This is a genomic window from Lysobacter sp. 05T417 (assembly GCF_056396405.1).
Genome location: NZ_JBFTLK010000001.1, coordinates 305093 through 330038 on the forward strand (window position 1 = coordinate 305093; position 24946 = coordinate 330038).

25 protein-coding genes are annotated in these 24946 nt (G+C 64.6%); 14 read left to right on the forward strand and 11 right to left on the reverse strand.

The window, feature by feature from the left end; translation table 11 throughout:
* Positions 1-56 precede the first annotated feature (56 nt).
* Positions 57-977: a chemotaxis protein gene (locus AC1DER_RS01340; RefSeq protein WP_477243801.1), complete on the reverse strand. Its 921-nt coding sequence runs from the start codon at positions 975-977 to the stop codon at positions 57-59.
* Between the two features lie 143 nt (positions 978-1120).
* On the opposite strand from AC1DER_RS01340, the gene flgA reads away from it, so the two are divergent.
* From flgA to AC1DER_RS01360, 4 genes are all read left to right on the forward strand, one after another.
* Positions 1121-1798, forward strand: a complete 678-nt coding sequence (gene flgA, locus AC1DER_RS01345) for a flagellar basal body P-ring formation chaperone FlgA (protein WP_477357581.1) — start codon at positions 1121-1123, stop codon at positions 1796-1798.
* A gap of 106 nt (positions 1799-1904) precedes the next feature.
* Positions 1905-2216: a flagellar biosynthesis anti-sigma factor FlgM gene (gene flgM / locus AC1DER_RS01350; RefSeq protein ID WP_441814426.1), complete on the forward strand. Its 312-nt coding sequence runs from the start codon at positions 1905-1907 to the stop codon at positions 2214-2216.
* Between the two features lie 2 nt (positions 2217-2218).
* On the forward strand, positions 2219-2560 hold the full coding sequence (locus AC1DER_RS01355; RefSeq protein ID WP_441814425.1) for a flagellar protein FlgN: 342 nt from the start codon (positions 2219-2221) through the stop codon (positions 2558-2560).
* Between the two features lie 44 nt (positions 2561-2604).
* A complete protein-coding gene (locus AC1DER_RS01360; protein ID WP_477243806.1) occupies positions 2605-3804 on the forward strand; it encodes an ATP-binding protein in 1200 nt (399 codons plus the stop codon).
* 24 nt (positions 3805-3828) lie between these two features.
* Here the strand turns inward: AC1DER_RS01360 and AC1DER_RS01365 are convergent, their stop codons facing one another.
* Complete coding sequence (locus AC1DER_RS01365) at positions 3829-5565, reverse strand: EAL domain-containing protein (protein ID WP_441814423.1); 1737 nt, start codon at positions 5563-5565, stop codon at positions 3829-3831.
* A 109-nt stretch (positions 5566-5674) separates the two neighbouring features.
* On the opposite strand from AC1DER_RS01365, the gene AC1DER_RS01370 reads away from it, so the two are divergent.
* Positions 5675-6316: a glutathione S-transferase family protein gene (locus AC1DER_RS01370; RefSeq protein ID WP_477243808.1), complete on the forward strand. Its 642-nt coding sequence runs from the start codon at positions 5675-5677 to the stop codon at positions 6314-6316.
* Positions 6317-6328: 12 nt separating this feature from the next.
* The gene (locus tag AC1DER_RS01375) at positions 6329-6718 is read left to right on the forward strand and encodes a VOC family protein (RefSeq protein ID WP_477243810.1); all 390 of its coding nucleotides are present in this window, start codon (positions 6329-6331) and stop codon (positions 6716-6718) included.
* 270 nt (positions 6719-6988) lie between these two features.
* Here the strand turns inward: AC1DER_RS01375 and AC1DER_RS01380 are convergent, their stop codons facing one another.
* Together AC1DER_RS01380 and AC1DER_RS01385 are read right to left on the reverse strand one after the other, a co-directional pair.
* Positions 6989-7645: a glutathione S-transferase family protein gene (locus AC1DER_RS01380; RefSeq protein ID WP_477243812.1), complete on the reverse strand. Its 657-nt coding sequence runs from the start codon at positions 7643-7645 to the stop codon at positions 6989-6991.
* Positions 7646-7803: 158 nt separating this feature from the next.
* Complete coding sequence (locus AC1DER_RS01385) at positions 7804-8787, reverse strand: asparaginase (protein ID WP_477243814.1); 984 nt, start codon at positions 8785-8787, stop codon at positions 7804-7806.
* Positions 8788-8958: 171 nt separating this feature from the next.
* Between AC1DER_RS01385 and AC1DER_RS01390 the strand changes: the two genes are divergently transcribed.
* The 6 genes from AC1DER_RS01390 (at position 8959) to AC1DER_RS01415 (ending at position 14976) form a co-directional block, all read left to right on the forward strand.
* Entirely contained in the window at positions 8959-9333 is a 375-nt protein-coding gene (locus tag AC1DER_RS01390) for a cupin domain-containing protein (RefSeq protein WP_441814418.1), read from the forward strand.
* Between the two features lie 121 nt (positions 9334-9454).
* On the forward strand, positions 9455-10615 hold the full coding sequence (locus tag AC1DER_RS01395; protein WP_477243816.1) for an alpha/beta hydrolase family protein: 1161 nt from the start codon (positions 9455-9457) through the stop codon (positions 10613-10615).
* Positions 10616-10690: 75 nt separating this feature from the next.
* Positions 10691-12490 (forward strand): DUF885 domain-containing protein, encoded by a 1800-nt coding sequence (locus tag AC1DER_RS01400; RefSeq protein ID WP_477243818.1) that lies wholly within the window; start codon positions 10691-10693, stop codon positions 12488-12490.
* 13 nt (positions 12491-12503) lie between these two features.
* On the forward strand, positions 12504-13529 hold the full coding sequence (locus tag AC1DER_RS01405; protein WP_477243820.1) for a saccharopine dehydrogenase NADP-binding domain-containing protein: 1026 nt from the start codon (positions 12504-12506) through the stop codon (positions 13527-13529).
* Between the two features lie 190 nt (positions 13530-13719).
* Positions 13720-14208, forward strand: a complete 489-nt coding sequence (locus AC1DER_RS01410) for a MarR family winged helix-turn-helix transcriptional regulator (RefSeq protein WP_441814414.1) — start codon at positions 13720-13722, stop codon at positions 14206-14208.
* A 309-nt stretch (positions 14209-14517) separates the two neighbouring features.
* The gene (locus AC1DER_RS01415) at positions 14518-14976 is read left to right on the forward strand and encodes a peptide deformylase (RefSeq protein ID WP_441815196.1); all 459 of its coding nucleotides are present in this window, start codon (positions 14518-14520) and stop codon (positions 14974-14976) included.
* On the opposite strand, the gene AC1DER_RS01420 is transcribed toward AC1DER_RS01415, so the two are convergent.
* Positions 14891-15751 carry an NAD(P)H-dependent oxidoreductase gene (locus AC1DER_RS01420; protein WP_441814413.1) on the reverse strand — a complete coding sequence of 287 codons (861 nt, stop codon included), beginning with the start codon at positions 15749-15751 and terminating at the stop codon, positions 14891-14893. The two genes, AC1DER_RS01415 and AC1DER_RS01420, sit on opposite strands and share 86 nt — an antisense overlap.
* Before the next feature lie 97 nt (positions 15752-15848).
* Here AC1DER_RS01420 and AC1DER_RS01425 point away from each other — a divergent pair, with 97 nt between their 5' ends.
* Together AC1DER_RS01425 and AC1DER_RS01430 are read left to right on the forward strand one after the other, a co-directional pair.
* Entirely contained in the window at positions 15849-16748 is a 900-nt protein-coding gene (locus AC1DER_RS01425; RefSeq protein WP_477243824.1) for a LysR family transcriptional regulator, read from the forward strand.
* Between the two features lie 27 nt (positions 16749-16775).
* Positions 16776-17624: an SDR family oxidoreductase gene (locus AC1DER_RS01430; protein ID WP_477243826.1), complete on the forward strand. Its 849-nt coding sequence runs from the start codon at positions 16776-16778 to the stop codon at positions 17622-17624.
* Positions 17625-17659: 35 nt separating this feature from the next.
* Here the strand turns inward: AC1DER_RS01430 and AC1DER_RS01435 are convergent, their stop codons facing one another.
* The 6 genes from AC1DER_RS01435 to AC1DER_RS01460 all read right to left on the reverse strand — a co-directional run bounded on the left by AC1DER_RS01435 (position 17660) and on the right by AC1DER_RS01460 (position 24791).
* Entirely contained in the window at positions 17660-18583 is a 924-nt protein-coding gene (locus AC1DER_RS01435; protein ID WP_477357585.1) for a LysR family transcriptional regulator, read from the reverse strand.
* A gap of 250 nt (positions 18584-18833) precedes the next feature.
* A complete protein-coding gene (locus AC1DER_RS01440; RefSeq protein WP_477243830.1) occupies positions 18834-19493 on the reverse strand; it encodes a hypothetical protein in 660 nt (219 codons plus the stop codon).
* Between the two features lie 65 nt (positions 19494-19558).
* Entirely contained in the window at positions 19559-20200 is a 642-nt protein-coding gene (locus AC1DER_RS01445; protein ID WP_477243832.1) for a hypothetical protein, read from the reverse strand.
* A 470-nt stretch (positions 20201-20670) separates the two neighbouring features.
* Entirely contained in the window at positions 20671-21153 is a 483-nt protein-coding gene (locus tag AC1DER_RS01450) for an RES family NAD+ phosphorylase (RefSeq protein WP_477243834.1), read from the reverse strand.
* A complete protein-coding gene (locus AC1DER_RS01455) occupies positions 21150-21728 on the reverse strand; it encodes an antitoxin Xre/MbcA/ParS toxin-binding domain-containing protein (protein WP_477243836.1) in 579 nt (192 codons plus the stop codon). Before AC1DER_RS01455 ends, AC1DER_RS01450 begins: the two co-directional genes overlap by 4 nt.
* A gap of 432 nt (positions 21729-22160) precedes the next feature.
* A complete protein-coding gene (locus AC1DER_RS01460) occupies positions 22161-24791 on the reverse strand; it encodes an excinuclease ABC subunit UvrA (protein ID WP_477243993.1) in 2631 nt (876 codons plus the stop codon).
* Positions 24792-24946: the final 155 nt, after the last annotated feature.

Genomic DNA, 24946 nt, shown 5'->3' on the forward strand with positions numbered 1-24946 from the left:
CCCCCCGGATCAGGCAAGCCACGTGCCACACGCCGCGCGCAGGCGGCCAGCTGGGCTCAGCGCAGCGCGCCGATCCGCGCCGCCACCCGTTGTGCCAGCTCGCTTTCCGAGTACTTGGGCACGAAATCGTCGGCGCCCACGCGTTCGACCATGGCCTGGTTGAACACGCCCGACAGCGAGGTGTGCAGCAGCACGAACAATCCGCGCAGGGCCGGGTCGCGACGGATTTCCGTCGTCAGGGTATAGCCGTCCATCGCCGGCATCTCGATATCGGAGATCACCATCGCGTAGCGCTCGCACGGCGACTGGCCGGCCTGGACCAGCGCTTGCAGGTGGTCCAGCGCCTGGCGTCCGTCCGACAGCAGGGTCGATTCCAGCCCCAGTTGCTGCAGCACCGCCCGGATCTGGTTGCGGGCCACGCGCGAGTCGTCGACCACCAGCACCTCGCGCGAGCCGCCGTGGACGGGGAGGGCGGACAGGTTGCCGGCATCGCTCGCCCGCGGCACCGATTCGGCGAGGACGCTTTCCACGTCGATCAGCTGGATCAGTTCGCCCTGGTGGCGGGTGACGCCGGTCAGGTAGTGGCTGTCGCCGCCCAGTTCGGGCGGCGGCTGGATCTGTTCGACGGCGATGTTGACGATGCGGTCCACCCCGGCGACCAGGAATCCCTGCACCGAACGGTTGAACTCGGTCACCACCAGGTATTTGGGTTCGCCGCCGTCCTCGCCGGCATGGCCGATGACGCGGGCCAGATCCAGTACCGGCACGGTGCGTCCGCGCACGTCGGCAGCGCCGGAGAACGCCGGCGGCAGTTGCGGCAGGGTGAACAGCGGCGGCCGCGGCAACACCTCCTGCACCTTGAACACGTTGACGCCAAAAAGCTGACGCGAGCCCAGGCGGAACAGCAGAAGGGCCAGCCGGTTGTGGCCGGCCAGGCGGGTGCGTTGGTCGATGCGGTCGAGCAGGTCCTGGCTCATGCCCCGTTTTGTCGGCCTGCGCGGGCGTTCCTTGAGTCGACGTACACGCTTCGTCGTGGCACAGCGCTTGCAGGCACCGGGGGATGCATCCGCCCGTCGAGGCAGCCCCGGTCATGCCACACCTTCCAACGCGATCGCCATCAGTGCGCCGGACCGCCGGTGCCCGTGCCGTCGCGATGGCGCTGCTTGCGGTCGCGCTGATGGCGATCGCCGCTGCACAGGCAGCCACGCCGCAGCCGCTGGCGTCGATCCGCTCGGCTGCCATCGCCGCGGTCGGGGCAGGCGATGCCCAGGCCGAGGCCACGCTCGACCCGGCGCTGCGCCTTCCGCAGTGCCGCCAACCCCTCAAGGCCGTCGCCTCCGGGCCGCGAACCGCACAGGTGCGTTGCGACGACGCCCCGGGCTGGCAACTGTATGTGCCCGTGCGAGTCCGCCGCGAGGCCGACGTGGTCGTACTGACGGCCCCGGCCGCGGCCGGCGTCGCCATCGCCGCCAACCAGCTGTCCGTGCAACGCCGCGATATCGGCCGCGCCGGTGGCGCCACCTTCAGCGACCCGGCCGCACTGGTCGGGCGCACGCCCAACCGCGCACTCGCAACCGGCGCGGTTCCCATCGAGGCAGATCTTTCGACCGGCATCCCCCTTCGCCGCGGCGACCCCGTCGTGCTGGTGTCGCGCACCGGCGGGGTAGAGGTCCGGATGCAGGGCCGCGCCCTCGGCCCGGACCGCGCCGGCGGCATGGTGACGGTGGAGAACGCCACCTCGCGCCGCGTCCTGCGCGGCCGGGTCACGGCCCAGGGTGAGGTCGAGGTCATTCCATGAAGAGGCGCGCCTTGAAGTGCCGCCCCCAAACAGATGAACGGGGATCCCTCAAGTTCCCCCATGCCGTGCCGTTACAGTGTTCGACCGAGCCACCCAGGAGCGTGCCATGACCCACAAGATCGACGGCGGATTGCCCGCCGCCAGACCGCCGGAAGCCGCCGTGACGTCGGCCACCGCGCGTGCCGGCACCGAGCGCAACGCGCCGGTCGGCGCGACCACCGCCACCGACAGCGTGCGCCTGACCGGCGAAGCCGAAGGCCTGCAGGCGCTCGAGCGCCAACTCGGCAACGGCCCGGCCAGCATCGACATCGCCCGCGTCAACGCCGTTCGCAGCGCGATTGCCGACGGCAGCTACCGCGTGGATTCGCAGGCCATCGCCACGCGCATGCTCGACCTCGACCGCGAGCTGAGCAAGTAACGATGGGCACCGCCATCGACGCATCGCTTGAAGCACTGGAGCAGGCGCTGGTCGCCGAGCGCCAGGCGCTGCTCGCCCATGATGTCGATGCCTTGCTTGCCTCAACCGCTGCCAAGCTGATTGCCCTGCGCCATGCCGAATCACTGGCACCCGACGCTGCCGCTGCCGGTCGCCTGACCGAGTTGCGCGCGCTCAACCAGGCCAACAGCGTGCTGCTCGCGCGCCGACGCCGCGAAGTGAACTGGGCCTTGCGCCACCTCGGTCGCATCGAGTCGACGAGCGTGTACGATTCCACCGGACAGCCCGGCGCCCGCCCGCAGGCGCGCTGTCTTGGAGTGGGATGAACCAACCCGGCACGACAAAACCGACTTCGACCTGGAGCGACGACATGCTCTGGGCGCTCAGCGTCACCGATAACGCGGTGATGCTGGTGGACTGTGCGGGCAGGGTCACGCTGGCCAATGCCGCGACCCGCGCGTTGGCCGAGCGCGTCGAGTCCGGCGCAGCACCCGAGTACCTGCTCAACCTGCTGCCCAAGGACGCCTGGACGCTGGCCTGCCAGTCCGGCAGCTGGCATGGCGACATCACCACACCTTCCGGCGTCCTGCTTGCAATCGCGCTGCACCACGACGAGCAGGCTGGGCCCGCCGGTCACGCCAGCATGGTTCGCAGCTTCGTGACCTTCGACGACCTGTCGGCACGCAACGGCCGCGAGCGCGAACTGCAGCTGCGACACGACGAGTTGCAGAACACCTACCGCCGCCTCGCCGGCACGCAGGAACAACTGCTGCAATCGGAGAAGATGGCATCGATTGGCCAGCTGGCCGCCGGCGTCGCCCACGAGATCAACAACCCGATCGGCTACGTGCATTCCAACCTGGGCACGCTGCAGGAGTACATCGGCGCGCTGTTCGCGCTGGTCGAGGCGCACGAGGCCGCACTGCAGTCGGTCGATCCCGCCGCGTGCCGTGAAGAAGTGCGGGGCAAGCGTGACCGCCTCGACATCGACTTCATCATCGGCGACCTGCCCAAGCTGCTGGCCGAATCGCGCGAAGGAATCGAGCGCGTCACCAAGATCGTGCACGATCTCAAGGACTTCTCGCACACCGGCCGCGACGAGGCGATGCGCCCGTCGGACCTGCACCGCGGCCTGGAGTCCACCCTCAACATCGTCTGGAACGACCTCAAGTACAAGGTCCGTCTGGAGAAGCACTACGGCGAGCTGCCGCTGGTCGAATGCCATCAGTCGGAGATCAACCAGGTGCTGATGAACCTGCTGATCAACGCCGGCCAGGCGATCACCGAGCGCGGCAGCATAGTCATCGCCACCGGCGCCGAGAGTGGCGAAGCGTGGATCAGCATCGCCGACAGCGGCTGCGGCATCTCACCCGATGCATTGCAGCGCATCTTCGAGCCGTTCTACACCACCAAGCCCATCGGCCGCGGCACCGGCCTGGGCCTGGCGATCGCCTACAGCATCGTCGCCAAGCACCACGGCCGCATCGAGGTCACCAGCACGCCAGGTGCCGGCAGCGCGTTCCGGGTGGTATTGCCGGTGGTCCAGCCGCGCGACGCCGAAGGCGCCTGACCTGAAGCGCGGGGAACCCCGCCGTCAGAACCCTTCTTCGCCTGCGGCGCGCCGCTCGTGCGCGCGGAATGCAGCCTGGATGTGTTCGCGCAGTTCGTCGTCGTTCCAGGGCTTGGTCAGGAAACGATAGATCGCGCCCAGATTGATTGCTTCGGTGATCGTCGCCAGGTCCGTGTAGCCCGACAGCACCATGCGGATCGTGTCGGGGTAGAGGTCGCGCACGCGCGCCAGGAACTCGGTGCCGGTCATGTCGGGCATGCGCTGGTCGGACACGATCACCTGGACCGCGTTGCTCGCCAGCAGGTCGAAGGCCTCGCGCACGCTGCTGGCGGTGAGGATGTTGTAGCCGTCGCGACGGAACAACCGCGCCAGTGAACGCAGCACGTTCTCCTCGTCGTCGAGCAGCAGGACCGTGCGCTCGGGACGGGTCGCGGCGAACGCACCCGGCAGCAGGAAACGGCGCCGGATCAGGTCATCGAGCTCTTCCGCCGGCAACGGCGGGCTGAACAGATGGCCGACGAAGAAGTCGCAGTGGTTGCGGCGCAGGAAGCCCAGCTCGGCTTCGGTCTCCACGCCCTTGGCGGTGACCTTCATGCCCAGGCGATGGCCCATCGCGATGATGCCGCGCACGACGGCCGCGCTGCGCGGATCGCTGGCGACATTGCGGAAGAAACTGCGGTCGATCTTCAGCCGGTCCAGCGGGTACTGCGCGAGCGAGGCGAAGCTCAGACCGCCCAGGCCGAAGTCCTGCACCGTCAGCGTTGCGCCGAGTGCGCGCAGGCCGACCAGCGTTTCATGGATGCGGTGCGCATCGAGGGCGAGCGCACTTTCCGAGATCTCGAACTCCAGCGATTTGCCGGGCAGGTTGAAGCGGTGCAACAGTTCGCCGATCTCATCGAGGCAACGCGGCTGTGCCAGCAGCGGGCTGGCCAGGTGCACCGACAACGTCAGGTAATCCAGCCCCTGGTCGCGCCACTGCGCGAGCTGCCGCGCCGCCGCCTCGGCGACCCAGGAACCCAACTGCGCCGACAGGCCAACGCGCTCAACGATCTCCAGGAAGCGGCTCGCGCGCAGCAGGCCATTGCCCGGCGTGTCCCAGCGCAACAGTCCGCCGAACCCGATCATGCCGCCGTCCTGCGCGTCGATCAGCGGCTGGTAGAACAGGTGCAGCTCGCGGTTGTCCATCGCCTCGACAAAGCGCTCGGCGAAACCGTCGTTGGGCGCCTTCTTGTCGGCGTTGGCGGAATACAGGCCGACGCTGTTGAGGCCTTGCCGCTTGACGTCCAGAAGCGCGCGCTCGGCACTGGCCAGCAGCGACGGCGCATCGTTGGCGTGATCGGGGAACACCGCGATGCCGATCGACAGCGTCACCGGCAGCGAGTAGGGCGGGATCCACAGCGGCGTCTCGAAGGCGTCGCGCAGCATCTCGGCCAGGGCCTCGCCGTCGGTCTCGCCGGGCAGGTAGCGGATGCCGGCGATGAACTCGTCGCTGTTGAGCCGCCACAGCCAGCTCTCGTCCGGCATGGCCTTGCGCAGGCGCTGGGCGATCGCCGCCAGGGCCTGGTCGCCGACCGCCTCGCCCATGTTCGAGTTGACCGAGCGGAACATGTCCACATCGACGTGCAGCAACGCCAGCTGGCGCTTGGTCGCACGCGCCGCGGCCAGCTCCTTGGGCAGGCTCGGCCCACCGGCGCCAAGCCGGTAAAGCAGGGTCACGGGATCGACAGGAATCCCGCTGAGCGCGTCGTAGGGTTGCTTCATCGCGACAGGGTAGCGTTTTCGTGCGCCGGCGCGGAGGGGCAGGGTGGTGCACCGGCTCTGGAGCGGCGGTACCCTTCGCAGCGGGACAGCTCAACGAAGGGACGTCACCATGCTCAAGGTCTACGGCTTTTCGAAGGTCAATGCCGGCGCGCGCGGGTTCACACGCGATCTGCGCGTTCTGTGGGCGCTCGAAGAGATGCAGCTTCCGTTCGAGCTGGCCGGGATGGACCACCCCGCGCACGACCTGAACACCGAGGAATATCGCCGTCTCAGCCCCTTCGAACAGATCCCCTCGATCGACGACGATGGACTGGCGATGTCCGAGTCGGCCGCGATCGTCTTCTACCTGGCGAAGAAGTCCGGCCGCCTGATCCCTTCCGACCGCGCCGGCGAGGCGCAGGTCATGCGCTGGTGCTTCGCGGCGATGAACACGGTCGAGCCGCCGCTGCTCAGCCTGCTCGTCCTCGACTGGAGCGCCGACGGCGGTTGCGGCAAACACCGCGAATTCCTGGTCGGCTGGTCGAACCGCATGCTGAACAACCTGCAGCGCTGGCTTGCCGATCGCGAGTTCGTGGCGACAAGGGATTTCACCGTCGCCGACATCCTGCTGGTGCACGTCCTGTCGGGCATCAAGGACGAGCGACTGATCGCGCCGTATCCGGGCGTCGCCTCGTATCGGGACCGTTGCCTGGCCAGGCCCGCGTGGAAGCGGGCAATCGAGGCGTACTGCGCGCGGGTCGAACCGGCATAGGAGGGAAGGACCATGAAACGCACCTGGACGATCATCGGCGTGGCGGATGTTGCCCGCAGCTTCGCGTGGTACCAGACGCTCCTTGGGCTGCCCACCAGCAGGCCTGCCCACGACTTCTTCGGGCAGATCCTCGACACAGACGGGACCGTCCTGCTCTGTCTTCACCAATGGGGCGCTCATGAGCACCCGACGCTTTCCAGCCCCGACCGCGCCGAGCCTGGCAACGGCCTGCTGCTGTTCTTCCGCATCGATGACTTCGACGAGGCCCTGGATCGCGCCCGCGGCCTCGTCGAAGCCCTGGAGGAGGAGCTCAACGTGAATCCCAGCGCGGGCACCCGGGAAATCGCATTGCGCGACCCCGACGGGTACTACGTCATGCTCAGCGCGCTGCCGGCGGCCTAGCGGCCACGCAGGGCAGGGGGGGGAGCCCCCCGGCGGGGGCACTTCGATTTGCCCCCTGTGTCCGACTAGTATTGGGCCGGTTCGATCGCAAGGGGGCGACCACGAATGCAGGCACTATTCCACGAGGCGCTCAGATGCGCCTGCTGCGGTATTGGAGGTCTCGTCACTGCCGCAGCGGTCACCCGCGCCTTTGACGCGGGCTCGCTGGGGCAGAGCAGATTGCTGCTGCGGCTCTGGCTGGATTGAACCTTCGCAAAGCAGTCATCGGGACTACCGGTAACCGTCCAGATAGACCGGTGGCAGCTCCGCGGCTTGCTGCATCCACTCCTCCACGGCCGGGCGTCTCAACAGGCGCGAAGCCCACTCCACGCTCAAGGGATAGGCGCGCAAGTCCGGCGCATGCGCCAGCAACCGGATGACCGTGGGCACGAATGCCAGATCGGCCAGAGACAGCTGACCGACCAGATACGGTCCACCACAAAGTTCGAGGGTGGACTCCCACGTCGCGGCGACGCGCTCAGATTCGGCTTGCTCGTTCGCGGTAATCGCGCGGCGATCCGGATAAAACGCGCTTTCGAACGACAGCCGCGCACAAAGGCCCGACAGCCCGGCGTGTTGCCAGGCCAGCAATGAGCGTGCAGTGGCGCGGACCGCGGGGTCGAGTGGAAGCAGACGGCCCCCCGAAAGATCATTGGCATATTCCATGATCGCCAACGAGTCGTAGATCACGTGGTCGCCTTCGACCAGAACCGGGACAGCGCCGGGCGGCGAGAACGACTGGATGCGCGCGAGGTTGTCGAAACGCTGAGGGACGCGAATGTCGACGATGCGCTCCTCGAAATCGATATGCGCTTCCTTGAGTGCGAGCCAGGCGCGAAACGCCCAACTTGAGGCATTGCGCGTGCCTGAATAAAGGATCCTGCTCACCATTTCCTCCAGACCGACGGGCTGCGGAATGCAAGCCCGCGCGCAGCACGGCGCGTCACGAAAGTGAATTGTGATGCGCAATACGGTCCGCGCAGTGTGCCGTCAGTCACAACCAGTCAGATCCTGAAGTAGGCGTGCGACCGTCGCGTCGGCCGGACTCACCAGGTTGGAAACAGTTCGCCAGGAGGCAGGCCCAAGGCCAGTCCAACCATGAGGCGCAGGCGGGCCTTCAGAGGAGACAATTGCCCCACCGGCAGCAGGCCCCGTTCGAGGAGATGGGTCTCGGAACCCGATCCGCGATAGGTCGAAGTAAGCACCGGGCCGGCGCCACAGCGGGTCGCAAGGACAACGGGAAGCCGTCGAGCGAGCTTCACCAGAACTTCGGCAGCGCGGGGCGGAACATGACCGCCCCCCATCCCCGCGACGACCAGACCATCGGTGTACTCGCCAGCGGCTTCGGCCAGCCGCCCATCATCGCCGATGCCGATGTACAACATCTCGACCCGCTGCTCCAGGCAATCGGGCCGCCCAAGCGGCGGTCCTGCGCGGTCGCCACCCCATAGCCGCACACGCCCTTCACCAACGATGCCGACGGGCCCGCAACCCGGGCTGGCGAACGCAGCCGGCCTGCTGGAATGCGCCTTGGTCACCCAGCGGGCGCAATGCACTTCGTCGCCCAGCACCACCAGCGGTCCATGCCGCGCAGCGTCCTCGTGGGCTGCCACCGCGATGGCAGCGGAGATGTTGGCGGGACCATCCGCGCCAGGCATTGCACCCGCTCGCATGGCGCCCGTCAGCACAACAGGCATCCGCGCCGACGAGATGAGTTCGAACAGGTAAGCGGTTTCCTCGAGACTGTCCGTTCCCTGGCTGATCACCACCGCGTCGATCTCGTCCCATTGTTCGAGTGCATCAACCTGCTGGATCAGGCCAAGGACGTCATTGGGGCTCATCGCCCGGCTGGGCACCGTCGATGCGTCCAGTGCGCGAATCTCGACACCCGGAGGAACGAGCACCTCCGACAGAAGCTCCGCGGCATGCCTGCCGGGGCTGAATCCGCCATCGCGTTCGCGAACACCCGAGATGGTGCCACCGCATGCGATCAGTGCGATGCGGCGGGGGATACGTTTGCTGTTATCCATTGTGGCCTCGGCAGTAGGGATCCGTGGCCGCGTTCAGCCACTGACGGGACCAATGGCATATGGCCGAAGCACCCCCACGGATATATAACAGCACTTATACACTATCGGAGCGTCGCCATGCAGGCGTGGACGCGAAGGGCTCCCCCAACGTGGTTGCAGCAGAGGATTGCCATGACCAGGAAGATCGAGAAAGTCGGGTTGGATGAAAAGTTCAGTCGTTTCAACGAACACTGGCGCCCGAAGACGGTGGCGCGGCTGAATGGGCAGGAGATGAAACTCGTCAAGGTCAAGGGCACGTTCCCTTGGCACACCCATGAGGTTGAGGACGAGATGTTCCTGGTCTGGCGCGGAGTCTTCCGCGTCGAGTTCCACGACGCCGTTATCGAACTGCGCGAGGGCGAGATGCTCGTCGTTCCGCATGGTGTCGAGCATCGCACCGCTGCCGACGAAGAGGCAGAGGTCGTGATATTCGAGCCCGCCGCAACCCGCAATACCGGAAACGTCGTGGACGCCGTCTTTACGGCACCCGACCAAGTTCAAATCTGACCGGGAGATCAACGTGAGAACGTGGCAAGGACTGTGCTGTGCGGGGCTGTTGGCGATGACCGCGGGGGCCGCCCATGCGGGCTGCGCCACTGGCGTTCACGGCAACGACGCTGGAGATCGCGTGGTTATCACCAACCCTGTCGGGACGAACTCGAAGACCCGGTATACCTTCCTGGACGGCCGCAAGGGCGACGTCAACGGCGACGACACATTGGTCCGCTGCGAGAACGACCAGGTTGCCGTGAAGGGCATGGATGGAAAGTTCGCTGCATGGAAACGGGTCGAGATCAGCGAGACGGCGGTGCACTTCACCAGCCATGGGACGAAGCTGTCCGGCGTTCTGATGGAACCCAGCCATCCGCAGGGCAGGCCGCCACTGGTGGTCTTCGTCCATGGCTCCGAGCGCTGGCCCGCGATCGGCTTCTACTACCCCTACGTGCTCGCCGCGCAGGGTCTGTCCGTGCTCGTATACGACAAGCGAGGCACCGGCAGTTCGGAAGGCGAGTACACCCAGAACTTCGAACTGCTTGCCGACGATGCCGTCGCCGCCCTGGACGAGGCGCGACGGGTAGCGGCGGGACGCTATTCGCGCGCGGGCTACTTCGGCGGAAGCCAGGGCGGCTGGGTCGCGCCACTCGCCGCCAGGCGGGCTCACGCCGACTTTGTCGCGGTCGGCTTCGGGCTGGTCATGACGCCACTGGAGGAGGACCGGGAGCAGGTGTTCAAGGAGCTGCGGGAGAAGCACGCCCCGCCGCAAACCATCGCCGATGCGCGTGAAGTCACCAACGCTACCGGCGCGGTCATGGCCTCGCACTTCACGAGCGGCTACGACCAGCTGACGCGGGTCAAGAAGCGATTCGGTTCCCAAGCATGGTTCAACGAAATCAACGGGGAGTTCACCGGACGAATCCTGCGGGATGACGAGGCCGACCTGCGCCGCACCGGTGCGGCGCGCATGGACAATCTCAACATCATCTGGGAGTACGACGCGCTTGCGGCCATCCGGGCACTGGACATCCCGCAACTGTGGGTGCTCGCCGGCGAGGATCGTGAAGCACCCGGTACGGTGACGAGAGAACGTCTGATCGACCTGGTCCATGCGGGCAAGTCGATCGATCTGTACGTGTTCCCGCGAACCGACCACGGCATCAACGAATTCACCGAGGACGCCGACGGGAAACGTCACTTCACCCGCGTCGCCGACGGCTACTTCCGCCTGCTCGGCGACTGGATCAAGCAGGACATCAAGCCAGCGTACGGCCGGGCGGAGCAGATCCACTAGCGCTTGCCAATGACCGTGGCGATGCGCCAGACAACCTGTCTGAGCGTCGCGACAACCATCCATCAGGGGACCCCCATGTTGAAAAGCTTTTCCCTCGTTGCCGCGATATCGCTCGCGCTCGCTTCGACTCCTGCGCAGGTTCGGGCCACGCCTTCCGCATCGCCCGAGGCGACCTCCAACGCTCCCGCCTGGATCGCCAGAAGCAACGCTGATGCGCAGATCCTGCTCGACGTCACCGCACGGTTCAGCCCCGAGGATGCGTCCGATTTCGGTGCGGCCCAGTCCGACGCAAAGGTGATCGACCTCAAGCCGCAGGCCAGCGCACGCATGCGCGAAGCATTACTGGCGGCGCGCGGCAAGCTGCAGTTGCGCCTGAAGGCAGAGAAGGACCCCAACGTCCGCCAGGACCTGTCGATCCTGATCGACCAGATCGACCTGCAGGTCGAAGACGTGGACCTCAGCTCGAAGTACCTGCTGCCCTATACCGACGTTGGCCAGGTGATGTTCTACGGCATATTCGTGCTGCTCAAGGACGAGGCCGATCCCAAGCGCCGGCCTGCGGCACTCGAACGCCTGAATTGCTACGCGGGCTTGACCCCGGGTTGTGAGCCAATTGCCGAACTGGCCAGGGCGCGCACGATGGAGCGGCTCGACGACAAATCCCTGCTGGCGCCTTACCGGGGCGAGGTCGAGCAGAAGCTGGGAAAGACCGACAAGTACATCGGCGGGCTGCGCGAGCTTTTTGCCAAGTATCAGATCACCGATGCCAAGGCCCCCTTGGACAAGCTCGAAGCGCAGATGAAGGCGTATGACGCCTGGACCCGCGAGACCGTATTGCCACGCGCCCGTGACGACTTCCGGTTGCCGGAGGCGTTGTACACGCACCGGATGAAGCAGTTCGGGCTGGTGGTGGATCCGAACCTGCTGATCAAGCAGGCGATGCTCGAGTTCGCCGAGACGCGTGCAGCGATGCAGATGATGGCGCCGATCGTGGCCCAGGCCGAGGGCATCGGGGCGACCGACTACCTGGGGGTCCTGAAAGGCCTGAAGGCCAGGCAACTGGACAAGGATTCGGTACTGCCGACCTACCGCCGGGCCATCTCCGGTATCGAGGCGGCGATCAGGAAGGAGCGCATCGTCGCATTGCCACAACGCAGCATCGTCATCCGCATTGCCTCCGATGCCGAGAATGCCGCGATCTCGTCGCCGCACATGGACCCGCCGGCCTTCATCGACAACCAGGGCGAGCGCGGCACCTTCGTGCTGACCACCAGTCACCCGGGTACGGGTGGTAAAGCGGGTGAAGCCTACGACGACTTCACCTACGAAGCCGCGTCATGGACCCTGACCGCCCATGAAGGCCGGCCCGGTCATGAGCTGCAGTACGCGGGCATGATCGAGCGCGGCGTGTCCTTGACGCGCGGCCTGTTCGCATTCAACAGCGTCAACGCCGAAGGTTGGGCGCTGTACTCGGAGATGGAGATGCTGCCGTACGAGCCGCCGGCAGGGCAGTTCGTCGCATTGCAGTTCCGCCTCCTGCGCGCGGCCCGCGCTTTCCTGGACCCGATGTTGAATCTGGGCCTGATCACGCCGCAGCGCGCACACGACGTGCTGGTGAACGAGGCAGGCTTCTCCGATGGCCTGGCCAAGCAGGAGATCGACCGCTACACCTTCCAGACCCCTGGCCAGGCGGCGGCGTACTTCTACGGCTATTCGCGAATCATGCAGTTGCGCCAGAGCACCGAGCTGACCCTGGGCGACAAGTTCGACCGCCAGTCCTTCAACGACTTCCTGGTGGCGCAGGGCATGCTGCCGCCGGACCTGATCGCCGAGGCAGTACGCAACGAGTTCATTCCGTCCCAGCTCAAGAATTGATTCGAGAAGGAACATGGGCAATCGCGCAAACATCGCCGTGTACGGTGCCAGCGGACATACCGGTCAGCTGGTTGCAACGGAGCTTTCACGTGCCGGCCGTGTGCCGCTCCTCGTGGGGCGCGAGATGCAGGGGCTCCAGCGGGTCGCCGACCGCCTGGGCGGCAACGCACGCACAGCCGTTGCCGCCGTCGACGATCCGGCCGCGCTCGGTGTCGCGCTGGCCGGGGTGGATGTGCTCATCAACTGCGCAGGCCCCCAGAGCGACACCGCCTATCCGCTGGCGCTCGCTGCGATCAACCACGGTGCCCACTACCTCGACACCAACGCCGTGGAGCAGTTGACGGCCAAACGGCTGTTCGACGAGTTGGCCGGCGAAGCGCGCATGGCCCGCGTTGCCATCATTCCTGGAATGGCGACGTTCGGGGGTCTGGCCGACCTGCTGGCGGGGCGGGCGGGGCGGGACCTCGGTTCGGTCGACGAGGTTTCCGTGGGATACCTGGTGACCGGTTGGATCCCGACGCGGGGGTCGCAGGCCACGGCGCGCAAATCGCAGGGCACGCCGCGGCTGAAGTTCAGCGCGGGTCAGTTCTCGACCGTGAACGAGCCACCGAGCGTCGGTACTTTCGACTTCGGCCCTCCGAACGGCGTGCGCGAAGTTGTCGCCAGCTTTCCCGGCGTGGAAGTAGCCACGATTCCAATGCACGTGCCAGCGCAGCAAGTGACGGTGCAGATGGCGCTGTCGACCGTGCAGGAGTTCCGTGCCCACGACCCGGAAGTGGCTGCGCAGTCGCCGGCGGCTTTACGCCAGCAGACCGGCTATCTGGTCGTGGTGGCACTTCGTCATGCCCGCGGCGAGAAGAGGATGCAGGCGCGCGGCACGGACATCTACGGTTTCACCGCAACCATGATGGCCGCCGCCGTGGAGCGCATGGGTCCCGATTTCGCCCGGGTCGGCGTGTTGAGCCCCGGCCAGGCGTTCGATCCGGAGGAATTCCTCGATGAGCTTTCGCACCGTGGCTTGCGTGTCCAGATGGAATGAACTGCGCTAAAGGCTGACCGCGTAGCCCCGGCGTCAGGCTCAGGGCGATGCAGGCCGCCAGGAAGGGCCGAAGTGCTGGATGCCATACATGGGTGCAATCCTCGGATCACTCGTTGCGTTGCGGAAATCCAATAGCGCTTATATATTCGGTGTTCACCATCTTCCGCCTGGGCTGACCGGACAGACTGTCATGAGCATCAAGTCTTCAACCCTCGGAACTCTGCTCCGCAACCTTATCGAGCATCTCGACGGCGCTGTCGAAGAAGCTTATTCAAAGGTCGGGCTGGACTATCGGCCTCGCTACACGCCGGTCATGCGGGCATTGTTGGAACTGGGTCCGTCATCCATCCGATCAATCTCAGAGCACGCGGGCATGACGCACTCGGCGACCAGCCAGACGGTCTCGCAAATGGCGAAGCAGGGTCTCTTGCGCCTGCGGAGCGGTGATGACGGGCGCGAGCGGATCGTGGAGTTCACCGCAGCGGCGAAGCGGATGATTCCGCAGCTTGAGCAGCATTGGTCTGCCACGGAGAAAGCGGCCAGGTCCCTCGAGAAGGACATGTCAATGCCGCTGTCCGCCGTACTCAGGGATGCCATCGCCACCCTGGACAAGAAGTCCTTTGCAAGCCGCATCGAAGAGGCGCATCGAAGTCTCGCGAAGGCCCGCAAGAACAGTTGAAGGGCAGGGTTCGCGGTCAAAGCGCCGGTACTCATGTTTCCACCTCTGCAGAAGATCCCACGCACTCGCGGATTGGCCGCAAGAACACACGCAAACCTGCACGAAAGCGACACCGGTATCTTGAGAAGATCATGATCGGCGCTGCAGCTTGGCCAGGTCCCTCGCGCACTGGTCTTCGTCATCGAAGAGGCGCTGTTGCCGACCTCAAGCGTCTTGAGGACACATTCATCGACAAACGAGGAACTTGCTGTGCCTGAAATCCTTCCGCTGGGTGATCCGCGGCTGCGACAGCTGAGTGCTGCCGTTGGGATGGGCGATCGAACCCTTTCCCGCCACTTCACCGACCTGGCCGCCGCCCTGTCGGATTTTCGGGCGTCGCATGGCTGGGGCAGGGCAGTGGCTCTGCCCCAACTGGGCGTTCCCAAACGCGTCATTGCCTTTGACCTGGGCGATGGGCCCTTCTTCATGGTCAATCCGACAATAAGCTGGATCAGCCGGGCGGAGTTCGAGGTCTGGGATGACTGCATGTGCCTGCCCGAGATCGCAGTCCGTGTCCGACGCAGCCGCTCGCTGAGCATTTCGTACCTTGATTCCGAAATGCGGCACGCGCAGCTCGATCACGTCGCCGAGGACCTTTCCGAACTGATCCAGCATGAGATGGATCACCTCGATGGCATCCTGCTTACGGATCGAATGCTTCCTGAGTGGGGAGTGGTTGCGAGATCGGCACGGGAGCGCGCCACGAAGGTTCACCTGTTGCGGAAGTGAACACGTCTCCCACATGTGCCAGCAACCCGTCGCGTCCAACCGCGACGTCGCTGGCCAGAACGTGACCGTCGGGGTAGTCCCCATTGTTCTGCGCCCGGAAGGGAATGGGCGCCTCGTCGAAGAGCCGGGCAAGGCGCAGCCGCCACGCAGCTTTCGCTGCGTCCACGCTCTCTGTGGTCATGCGGCCGGTTCCATAGATGGCATGCGTGGGCAATACGTCCATGCCCGGGAAGAACAACGTGCCGTGTGTAATGGGGAACAGCAACTGGTCGAGCGGGCCGTTGATGCCTCGCTCCGAGTAGTCCAGGGCCGGACCGCCGACCGTCACTGAGAGCAGCGCTCGCTTTCCCTTGAAAGCCCCATCGCCGTAGCGGTATCGGTTCCCGGCATCCCGGTACCCATACGCCAGACCGTAGGCCCAAACACGGTCGATCCAGCCCTTGAGGATGGCAGGCACGCTGAACCACCACAGCGGAAACTGAAGGATCACGGCGTCGGCGGCGAGCACCTTGTGTTGTTCGCCGGCGATGTCGGCGACCTGCTGCCCACTGGAGTAGGAGTGTCCGGACTCTTTCACGAAGTCCAGGCGCTCCGGATCGGCCCGGCTGGGAAAGTCCCATTCGTCATAGATGGCTTTCCAGCCCATCGCGTAGAGGTCCGACAGCAGCACTTCGTGCCCCTGCGCCTCAAGCACCTGTATCGCGTCTGCGACCAGCTGGCGGTTCAGCGAAGCGGGCTCGGGGTGCGCGAGCACGATCAGTACCTTCTTCTTCATGTGTTCAACCTTGGCGGGAGCGAAGTAACTACCCGGCACTGTCCGACACCGCGGACCGTCGGTGAAACCGGGAAACTTTTTGGCTACCATCCACACCATGGATAGCAGGCGCCTGGATCTGAATCTGCTGGTAACGCTTGAGGCACTGCTGATCGAGCAGAACGTCACCAGGGCCGCCGCCCGCCTGCATCTGAGCCAGCCGGCGGTGAGTGCGCAGCTGAGCCGGCTGAGAGACCTCTTCGATGATCCGCTACTGATTCCAGCGCAGCGGGGGATGACACCCACTGCCAAGGCCATCGACCTTCTCGAACCATTGCGGCAGGCGTTGGACCAGGTGCGGGCAACGGTGCACGCAAACCAGGGCTTCGACCCCTCCAGCGCCAACGTGGTCGTCTCGATTGCCTGTACCGACTATCTGCAGGCGGCGGTGGTGAAGCCACTGGTCAGGACACTCAGGGAGCGAGCGCCGTCCGCACGGTTGGCGATCCGGAATCTGGACGCCTCGCAACTGGAGGCGCAGATGGAAAGAGGGGAGGTCGATCTGGCATTCATGACAACGCAGACAGCGCCGCCGGACCTTCGCGCCAGACGCTTGTTCGACGAGCGTTACGTGCTCATCGGTCGAAAGATGCACCCCCACCTGCGGGACCAAATGACGGTCGAAGCGTTCTGCGAGCTGGAGCACGTGATCGTTTCTCCCAGGGGAAACGGATTCGTCACGCCCGTCGATTCCGCCCTGGATGCACTGGGGCGCCGCCGCAACGTCGTTCTTTCGGCGGCTTCATTCCTGTTCGTTCCGCAGATCGTGTCGCAATCGGATTTTGTCGCGCTCGTCCCTGAGCGGCTGGTGCTGGACCAGAAGGACACGCTGCAACTGATCGACTGTCCACTGCCCGTTGATGGCTTCACCGTGGCAATGGTCTGGCATGAGCGCGCCCACAACCACGCCGCGCAGCGCTGGATCCGCGAAACGGTTGTTTCCCTGTTCGATCATTGACCCAGGCGATCCGGCAATCCTCCGTTGATGCCACTGATCGGCAATGCCGATCAATCGGATCGGAAATTCCCGCTTTTCAGATTTCGCCCCAGGTCGCAGAGTCTTGCCGTCATCGAAACGGACATTGACCGGGACCAGCGCTTGAGCAACCAATCGGAATCAGAACGCATCATCATCGTCGGCGGCAGCTCGGGCATGGGTCTGGCGCTTGCGCGGGCGCTCCTGGCTGACGGCGACGAGGTCGTCATCGTCGGCCGGACCGAGACCAGGCTCGCCGCCGCGCGCGTATCGCTGGGCCATGCCGATCGCCTGACGACTCTTGCGGCTGACATCACGCAGGAAGAGCAGGTGGCCCGCCTCTTCGATCGGATCGGACCGGTGGACCACATCGTAACCACGGCCGCCGATATCGAAGGGGCCTATCGGCTGCTGCCTGACATGGAGATGCAGGCCGCGCGCAGGGTCGTCGATTCCAAGTTCATCGGGCCCCTGTTGCTCGCGAAATATGGCGCGCCGAAACTGTCACCGCGGGGGTCGATCACGTTCACCTCCGGCATCGCGGCCTATCGTCCCGCGGCGCGCGGGTCGGTGGTGGCGGCGATCAATGGCGCACTCGAGTCGCTCACCTACGCGCTGGCCGTCGAACTGGGCCCCATTCGCGTGAATGCCGTCTCGCCGGGCTGGGTGGACTCACCGCTGTGGGACTTCGTTGCCGGCGACAAGAAGAAGGAAACACTGGAAGCCATGGCAGAACGCTTGCCCCTGGGGCGCATTGGGACGCCGGAGGATATCGCTGACGCGATTCGATTCCTGATGCACAACGCATTCGCGACCGGCAGCGTCCTGCATGTCGACGGTGGCCATCGATTGGCGTAAGGGTCGAGCGGGGGAGGGCGCTCCCGGCAGAATCGTCAACCCTGCAATCGGGAGCCTTCGCCCTGCGCGGTGCTGGCGTGGGTATCGCCCAGTCCATTCCTGGCCGCGTCCAGGAATTCCGCCAGCGGCGGGGACGGATCTCGCCGCCCGCGCCACAACATTGAAATCGGCACCGCACCAGCGCCTTCAACCCATGGCAAGCGCAGCGTTTCCAGTTCGACGCGACCCAATGCCGCACGGGGCAGGACCGCGCAGCCCACACCGCTGACCACCAGCGATTGAATGGCAGCCAGGCTGCCGAATTCGCCGACCACGCGCGGGACCGATCGGCGGAACGCCTGCTCGAACATCGACTGGTACACACAACCAGGCCCTGTCACCAGGAAGGGCTCGGCGGCCAACTCTTCTGTCGTGACCGACGCGCGACCTCGCAAGGGATGGGAGGCTGGCGCGATAGCGATGAGGTCCTCGTGGCCGACGATCTCCCCCTGCAGCTCGGCGGAAGCCGGCGGCTCCCCGAACGCGAAGCCGACATCGAGCTCACCCGATGCAACGGCCTCGCGCAAAGCAGCGCTGTTTGCGGAACTCAGCTGGAACCGGATCGACGGGTGTGACTTGCCGAAGGTCGCCATCAAGGGCGGAAGCTTCGTCGAACATAGCGTCTCAAGCGCCCCGACCCTGAGCGTCCCCGACATCGCCGTTGCCCGCCCGCGGAATGCAGCGCGAACTTCCTCTGCGGATGCCAGCAACTCGCGTGCGTGCGGGCACAGACGATGGCCGGCGTCGGTAAGGCGAAGGCGGCGCTGCGAGCGATCAAACAAGGCTACGCCGAGGTCCGCTTCGAGCGCGTGGATCTGCTCGGAGACACTCGATTGCGCCAGGTGCACGTACTGGGCGGCCCGGGTGATGCTCAACGACTCGGCGACGACCAGGAACGTTTTCAGGTGGCGGAGCAGCATGGCGCCGATTATATCCCAGCGCTTGTATATGCCAGACAGGGCCACGGAGTACACATGGTCGAGCGGGCCCCAATGACAGCGAGCCATGAATTCGGGCAGGTACCGCGGGATGATAAGGAGCCGCTTATCGCAGAGTTCAGAAAGGCACGCACCGAGACCCTTGGGCTTCTCAAGCGCCTTCGAACCGAGTTGAAGGTCATCGCCGCCAAGGACCTTCACTCTCGATAAGCGGACACTCGGCGACAGCGCTTCAAGCTCTCGCGGCCGGATGCGGCAGGCCAAGGAGGTCGAAGACCTCCTTCATAGGGCGCTTGTTGTGGGACGCACTTGAAAGTTCATCAAAAACCTTCTTGATTGTTCCGAGTGCTCTTTCCGGAAGCTCGACCCTGATAAGCGCGGTGTTTCCAAACAGAGTTGGATACTCGAACGCGATGAATGCCTTCACGATCTTCCATTCCCGGGATGAGATCGTGTGAGGATCGGCAATCCAGATCCCCATAGTCTTTGGAGGAAGGATGAGAGCGTGTGGATTGTTGTCCGGCTCGATCTGGCGGGAAAGGAGAGTCCGTTTGAACTTCTCTCGGGTTAGCTCGTTGAGTATGGGGGTCTGTTCGATGCCCCTATTTGGCATCGGACTAAGTTCTACTTTGAATCGATCCGCAACAAGAACCACCGAGCGAACGCGAATGCTTGCGTTGGAGTAGTTGTGAATCTGCAGACTGAAGTCCGGTACGTGGTTGTGGTCCATTGACCAGCCGACACCGTTCTGGTCAACGGCACGTTTCAGGTCGCGCTCCCAGCGAAGGTTTCTTGCCCTGCTGAACAAGAACGCAAGCACTGCCAGGACTGACGCTGCCAGCAGGGCAGAGCATGCATCTTGAATAACGGGGTTAGAGAGAAAGGCATTCATTCGTTGTCTTCTCGGGGTGAGCCCGCGTGAAAGGCTCAGGGAATCGCGAGGCGCAGGGGGGTGTGCTAGGTCGCCGGAACTGGTTGGGTCGGCGGAGGCTCCGCTGCTCGCCATTGGATGTATTCGTATCCCTTTGGCGTCACCGTGACCTTTTCGCCTTCGATGTAGACAAGGCTGTGGTTCTGTAGGGCATGCAGGATCGCCACTCGCTCTTCAGGAGACGGAATTGCGAATTTCCACAGTGAGTCGTATAGGTGCGTTGTGGTGGAGCCCTCCGTTGACGCTATCCAGTCGAGCACCCGCTGAGTATTTGGGACGAGGTAATAATTGAGATAGCGGTACTCCCACAGGTAGGCACGAGCTCTTTCCGCATTGAACGCCTCGATCCAAGCTTCTTGGAGCTTGCGGACCCTTTCGTCGCAATCGGCGCTATCGGCGCTATCGGCGCTATCGGCAGACTGTACCTCGAAGGAAGGTTCCTCCTCAGGAACCTTTGGCAGGTTCACGGGGTTCGGGTCAACGGCGTCCTTTTGGCGAGCCTTGACTTCCGCGTTGCCCCATTTGGCAAGCTCAATGCGATCGATCAGACCGCCAATCTGCGCATGAAACAGGGCCAGTATTGCTGCGACAACGATACCGGCGACTACGGGCCCGCTTAGCAGGACCTTGAGCAACGAGGCGACGATATTCCAATCGATGGCGCACATTCGACGCGTTCCCCAGAATCGAGTCTGGGGAGCAGCCTATCAGCGTTCAAACATTCGGGCGTGCATCCACAACCAGCGATCCAGCTGGTGCGGGGCGATCCATTCTCCGCCAGGTGCAACCAATCGGGCACCGGCCAGTCGCCAGCCGGCCCAAGGCCCATTGAGTACTTGATGGTTGTAGACGACTTGTTGGTGGAGACGTGCCGCGCAGTCGTTCGGGCAGGGTTTGCCCGGCCGCCAGCGCGGCGGCCTCTGGTCAGTTGTCATGGGATACCCCCGCGTAGGAGACCGGGAGCCATATGTCGGCTCCCGGTTTGGTGTCTGGATGGGATTAAGTCGCGAGGGCGGGTCGGAAATGGTCTACAGGCCCGAAGAGCAAGCGGATTGCTCGCCTAATTCCACTTCGCATAATGCATATTATGTATGAGCTTATGGGCGCCCCCCTTAAGCTCACGCTGGTCCCCGTCGCCCTAAGCGCTGCCACTCCGGAACAGTAAGTTGTACTGCAGTCGGCGCCCGGTACGCGCAGAAATTTGGGTTGCGTCGGCATGCTGACTGTTTATGAGAACAATGCTTTCTTCTGGAACGATAACCGAAGGCAGTTCCAACAACGCGCAGCGACCTTCAAGGTACCAAGCCGAGCCAGCTTGTATGGACACAAAACCGTGTGGAATTGCATCCCAGCCGCCAGGCAAATCGACAGCAGCAATGACTTGGCGTGCCTTCCAAATGTCGTCGGGCACGTCAATCGCGACGACGAATTTGTTGAGCGGAAGTCCCGAATCGTCGATATGTGCGGCGGTTTCCAGAACCGCCATCGCTAAGGTAGGAGCGGCATAAATTATCGCCTCGCCGGTCTGGTTCCAACGCCCCGGGGCACGTGCTGCGCCAGCACCGGTCATGTCATTCGGAGCCCAGGTAGGGCCGCTGGCCCCAACTCGGAATAGCTTCATTGGTAAGCGCCGCTTTGGACCGCGCCCAGCACTCGCATTACCGATTCACGGCCTGTCGGAGTGTCCATCAACTCCGCCGGCGCCAACCCGCCGAGTGCACGTTGTGGGCGCTGGATCCAGTTGCCGACCCATTTCTCGGCGTCGAAATCGCGCGTGGCTACGTTGTCTGGCTCCGCCGCAAGCATGGCTTCCACCATGTTGATTAGATCGATCCAGCCAACGACCGCCTGTCCGGTCGTGCCTGAGAACTGGGCCTTTTCCTTCATCTTTTTGGTGAATGTAGCCTTGGGCATACGCACATAAGACTGGAACTCGGTTGAACTCATCCCAGTCTCGTCGATCAGATATTTGACAACTCTGGAGGGCACGCCTTCGCGCTCGAGATGCACTCGCTGTAGAGGACTGGCGTTGCGAACGAATGCGCGGAAGCCCTCAAAGCTGGCAGGCATCTTTGCCTCCACCACAATCGTCTTGGTGATTCGGTCCCCGCTCGTGTCATGGAAGACGGCGCGATGCCCGGCCGCTGCGACAAACTTCTTGGATACGGTGCGCTTGCGCTCTTTGGCTGTAGTCATTGAGGGTCTCTTCGGAGCATATGTAGCCCAAGTATAGGCCACATATGCTCTAATGTGGATGCTCGCCACAATTGCTACGGATACCCCCGCCCCCAGTCAGCTTCCCGCGAGCCCGATAAGCCGACCCCGATCCCGGCCCGTGCCTACCCCGAGGTCGATAAACGGCGCCCTGCCCGCCTCGCTGGGCCTTAGCCACGGCTTCTGGATCGAATGTGGCGAGACAAGATGGAACTCAGACGCGCCGGTTACGCCAACCGCCACAAGGCCGAGGAAGCCCGCAAGGCCTGAAGTGGCCAGATCCATCGAATCCATGCCATAGCCACGAATGTTCCGGCGGCGCGGATCTACGAGTACTCGACTCACGTTCTGACTCGATGCGAGGTGTCCGCTCCAGCCAGCACGGAACATCGAGCTGAATCGCCCCGGACGGACTCAGCGTAACCACGGAGCCAGATAGGGCGCCGTTCGACAGGCCATGGTCCGGCCGACGTCGTCCGGCGTACCTGCGACCACGATGCGGCCGCCCTCCTCGCCCGCTCCTGGTCCCACGTCGACCACCCAGTCGCTGTCGGCCACGACCCGCATCTCGTGCTCGACGACGATGACGGTGTTGCCCGCATCCACGAGCCCATGCAGTTGTGCCATCAGCTTGTCGACGTCGGCCGGATGCAGACCGGTCGTCGGTTCGTCCAGCACGTACAGCGTGTCTCCGCGTTGGCTGCGCTGCAATTCGGTCGCCAGCTTGATGCGTTGCGCTTCGCCGCCGGACAGTTCCGTCGCCGGCTGGCCGAGGCGCAGGTAGCCCAGGCCGATGTCGTGCAACAGGACCAGCGGGCGATGCACCGCGGCTTCTTCAACGAAGAATGCCCGCGCATCGTCAACGGTCATGTCCAGCACCTGTGCGATGTTCTTCCCGCGCAGCTCGATCTCCAGCGTCTTTGCGTTGTAGCGACGGCCGTGACACGTCGGACACGGCGCGTAGACGCTGGGCATGAACAAGAGCTCGACGCTCACGAAGCCCTCGCCTTCGCAGGTCTCGCATCGTCCCTGCGCGACGTTGAAGGAGAAGCGGCCGGCGGCGTAACGGCGCGCCTTCGCGGCCTTCGTCGCCGCGAACAGCTTGCGGACGTGGTCGAACAGGCCCGTGTAGGTGGCGAGATTGGAGCGCGGCGTGCGGCCGATCGGCTTCTGGTCCACGTTCACCAGGCGCCGGATCGCCTCCGCGCCTGCGCCGATGCGTCCCGTGGTGCGCGCGATTGGTCCCGGTCCGGGCGGACTGTCGGTGTCGGCGTCTGCCGTCGGAGGTTCGTGCCCCAGGTGTTCGCCGACGAGTTCCACCAAGGACTGGCTCACAAGGCTCGACTTGCCGGATCCTGATACGCCGGTGACGGTGGTGAATGCGCCCAGCGGGAAGCGCACGTCCACGCCGTGAAGGTTGTTGCGGTGGATGCCGCGCAGTTCGAGCCATTGCGAAATGGCGCGGGTATCGCGACGGCGGGCGTCGCGCTTGTCGAACAGATAGCGACGCGTATGCGATGCCTCGACCTCGCGCAGGCCTGATGGCACCCCGCTGTAAAGGACACGTCCCCCGTGCTGGCCTGCGCCGGGACCCACGTCCACCAGCCAGTCAGCGCGACGCATCAATTCCAGGTCGTGCTCGACCACGAACAACGTGTTGCCGGCCATCTTCAGCCGGTCCAGCGCGTCGTACAGTGCTTCGCTGTCGGCCGGATGCAGCCCGGCGGAAGGTTCGTCGAGCACGTACACCACACCGAACAGGTTCGAGCGGATCTGTGTGGCCAGCCGCAATCGCTGCAGTTCGCCTGGTGAAAGCGTGGGCGTCGGCCGATCCAGTGCGAGGTAGCCCAGGCCGAGCGCCTGCAACGTGCCAATGCGATCGATCAGGTCGTGCGCGATGCGCTGCGCTGCGATGCGTTTCTCTTCCGATAGATCCGGTGTGCGGCGAACGTCCGAACCGCCGGCGTGCGCCGCCCCGCCCGCCTGAACGCGCGCGGCCACGTCCCTTCGGGTGTCGGCACGGCCCCGGGTGCGGGTTTTAGCCGGTGTGTCGAAGTGGCCATCGGCGGCGGGCCTGAGCACGTCCACGACGCGATTGATCGGCAGCTGCGACAGCGTGCCGATGTCCAGACCCGCAAAGGTCACCGACAAGGCTTCGCGCTTGAGCCTGCGCCCTTTGCACACGGGGCACGGTGCGCCAGTCATGAAACGCGACACGCGCTTCTTCATCAGCGCGCTCTGCGTGGTGGCGAAGGTGTGCAGCACGTAGCGCCGCGCGCCGGTGTAGGTGCCCATGTACGCAGGTTCCGTCTTTCGGCGCAACGCGGTGCGTGTTTCGGCAGGGGTGAAGCCGGGGTACACCGGCACCGTTGGAGTTTCCTCTGTGAACAGGATCCACTCGCGGTCCTTCTTCGGCAGCCGCGACCACGGCACGTCGACGTCGTAGCCCAGCGTGACAAGGATGTCGCGCAAGTTCTGGCCGTGCCACGCCGGTGGCCAGGACGCGACGGCTCGGCCGCGGATGCTCAACGACGGGTCGGGGACCATCGACGCTTCCGTCACGTCATACACGTAGCCCAACCCGTGGCAGTTCGGACACGCGCCCTGCGGCGTGTTGGGAGAGAAGTCCTCCGCGTACAGCATGGGCTGCTTGGACGGGTACGTGCCCGCACGGGAGTACAGCATGCGAATCAGGCTGGACAGCGTCGTCACGCTGCCGACCGTGGAACGCACGTTCGGCGTGCCGCGCTGCTGCTGCAGCGCCACTGCGGGGGGCAGGCCTTCGATCGAATCAACGTCCGGCACGCCGACCTGGTTGACCAGCCGTCGCGCGTACGGCGAAAGGGATTCGAGATAGCGGCGCTGCGCCTCGGCGTAGAGGGTGCCGAACGCGAGCGACGATTTACCCGAGCCGGAGATGCCGGAGAACACCACCAGCGCGTCGCGTGGAATATCGACGTCGACATCCTGCAGGTTGTGCTCGCGCGCGCCTCGGACACGGACGAAGGCTGCGGGCGATGCGTTCTGGCGTTCGCGTCTGGACATCGATGTGAATCCAAGCATGGTTCGCGGCTGAATGGTGTGACGACCTCGAACCTCGGATGGTTTGCGCTCGAAGGTCACCAGGCTGGAGGATTGCCAACGGGTCAACGTCCGCTATCTACCGGTTGAAACCGCAGCCAATAGCCGACGTGCGGCAA

What these genes read in the sequence shown, in the direction of transcription:
- AC1DER_RS01340 (WP_477243801.1), bottom strand. Translation starts at nt 977, where the DNA reads ATGAGCCAGGACCTGCTCGACCGCATCGACCAACGCACCCGCCTGGCC.
- flgM (WP_441814426.1), top strand. Translation starts at nt 1,905, where the DNA reads ATGACCCACAAGATCGACGGCGGATTGCCCGCCGCCAGACCGCCGGAA.
- AC1DER_RS01355 (WP_441814425.1), top strand. Translation starts at nt 2,219, where the DNA reads ATGGGCACCGCCATCGACGCATCGCTTGAAGCACTGGAGCAGGCGCTG.
- AC1DER_RS01360 (WP_477243806.1), top strand. Translation starts at nt 2,605, where the DNA reads ATGCTCTGGGCGCTCAGCGTCACCGATAACGCGGTGATGCTGGTGGAC.
- AC1DER_RS01365 (WP_441814423.1), bottom strand. Translation starts at nt 5,565, where the DNA reads ATGAAGCAACCCTACGACGCGCTCAGCGGGATTCCTGTCGATCCCGTG.
- AC1DER_RS01370 (WP_477243808.1), top strand. Translation starts at nt 5,675, where the DNA reads ATGCTCAAGGTCTACGGCTTTTCGAAGGTCAATGCCGGCGCGCGCGGG.
- AC1DER_RS01375 (WP_477243810.1), top strand. Translation starts at nt 6,329, where the DNA reads ATGAAACGCACCTGGACGATCATCGGCGTGGCGGATGTTGCCCGCAGC.
- AC1DER_RS01385 (WP_477243814.1), bottom strand. Translation starts at nt 8,787, where the DNA reads ATGGATAACAGCAAACGTATCCCCCGCCGCATCGCACTGATCGCATGC.
- AC1DER_RS01390 (WP_441814418.1), top strand. Translation starts at nt 8,959, where the DNA reads ATGACCAGGAAGATCGAGAAAGTCGGGTTGGATGAAAAGTTCAGTCGT.
- AC1DER_RS01400 (WP_477243818.1), top strand. Translation starts at nt 10,691, where the DNA reads ATGTTGAAAAGCTTTTCCCTCGTTGCCGCGATATCGCTCGCGCTCGCT.
- AC1DER_RS01405 (WP_477243820.1), top strand. Translation starts at nt 12,504, where the DNA reads ATGGGCAATCGCGCAAACATCGCCGTGTACGGTGCCAGCGGACATACC.
- AC1DER_RS01410 (WP_441814414.1), top strand. Translation starts at nt 13,720, where the DNA reads ATGAGCATCAAGTCTTCAACCCTCGGAACTCTGCTCCGCAACCTTATC.
- AC1DER_RS01415 (WP_441815196.1), top strand. Translation starts at nt 14,518, where the DNA reads ATGGGCGATCGAACCCTTTCCCGCCACTTCACCGACCTGGCCGCCGCC.
- AC1DER_RS01420 (WP_441814413.1), bottom strand. Translation starts at nt 15,751, where the DNA reads ATGAAGAAGAAGGTACTGATCGTGCTCGCGCACCCCGAGCCCGCTTCG.
- AC1DER_RS01425 (WP_477243824.1), top strand. Translation starts at nt 15,849, where the DNA reads ATGGATAGCAGGCGCCTGGATCTGAATCTGCTGGTAACGCTTGAGGCA.
- AC1DER_RS01430 (WP_477243826.1), top strand. Translation starts at nt 16,776, where the DNA reads ATGCCACTGATCGGCAATGCCGATCAATCGGATCGGAAATTCCCGCTT.
- AC1DER_RS01435 (WP_477357585.1), bottom strand. Translation starts at nt 18,583, where the DNA reads ATGCTGCTCCGCCACCTGAAAACGTTCCTGGTCGTCGCCGAGTCGTTG.
- AC1DER_RS01440 (WP_477243830.1), bottom strand. Translation starts at nt 19,493, where the DNA reads ATGAATGCCTTTCTCTCTAACCCCGTTATTCAAGATGCATGCTCTGCC.
- AC1DER_RS01445 (WP_477243832.1), bottom strand. Translation starts at nt 20,200, where the DNA reads ATGTGCGCCATCGATTGGAATATCGTCGCCTCGTTGCTCAAGGTCCTG.
- AC1DER_RS01450 (WP_477243834.1), bottom strand. Translation starts at nt 21,153, where the DNA reads ATGAAGCTATTCCGAGTTGGGGCCAGCGGCCCTACCTGGGCTCCGAAT.
- AC1DER_RS01455 (WP_477243836.1), bottom strand. Translation starts at nt 21,728, where the DNA reads ATGACTACAGCCAAAGAGCGCAAGCGCACCGTATCCAAGAAGTTTGTC.
- AC1DER_RS01460 (WP_477243993.1), bottom strand. Translation starts at nt 24,791, where the DNA reads ATGTCCAGACGCGAACGCCAGAACGCATCGCCCGCAGCCTTCGTCCGT.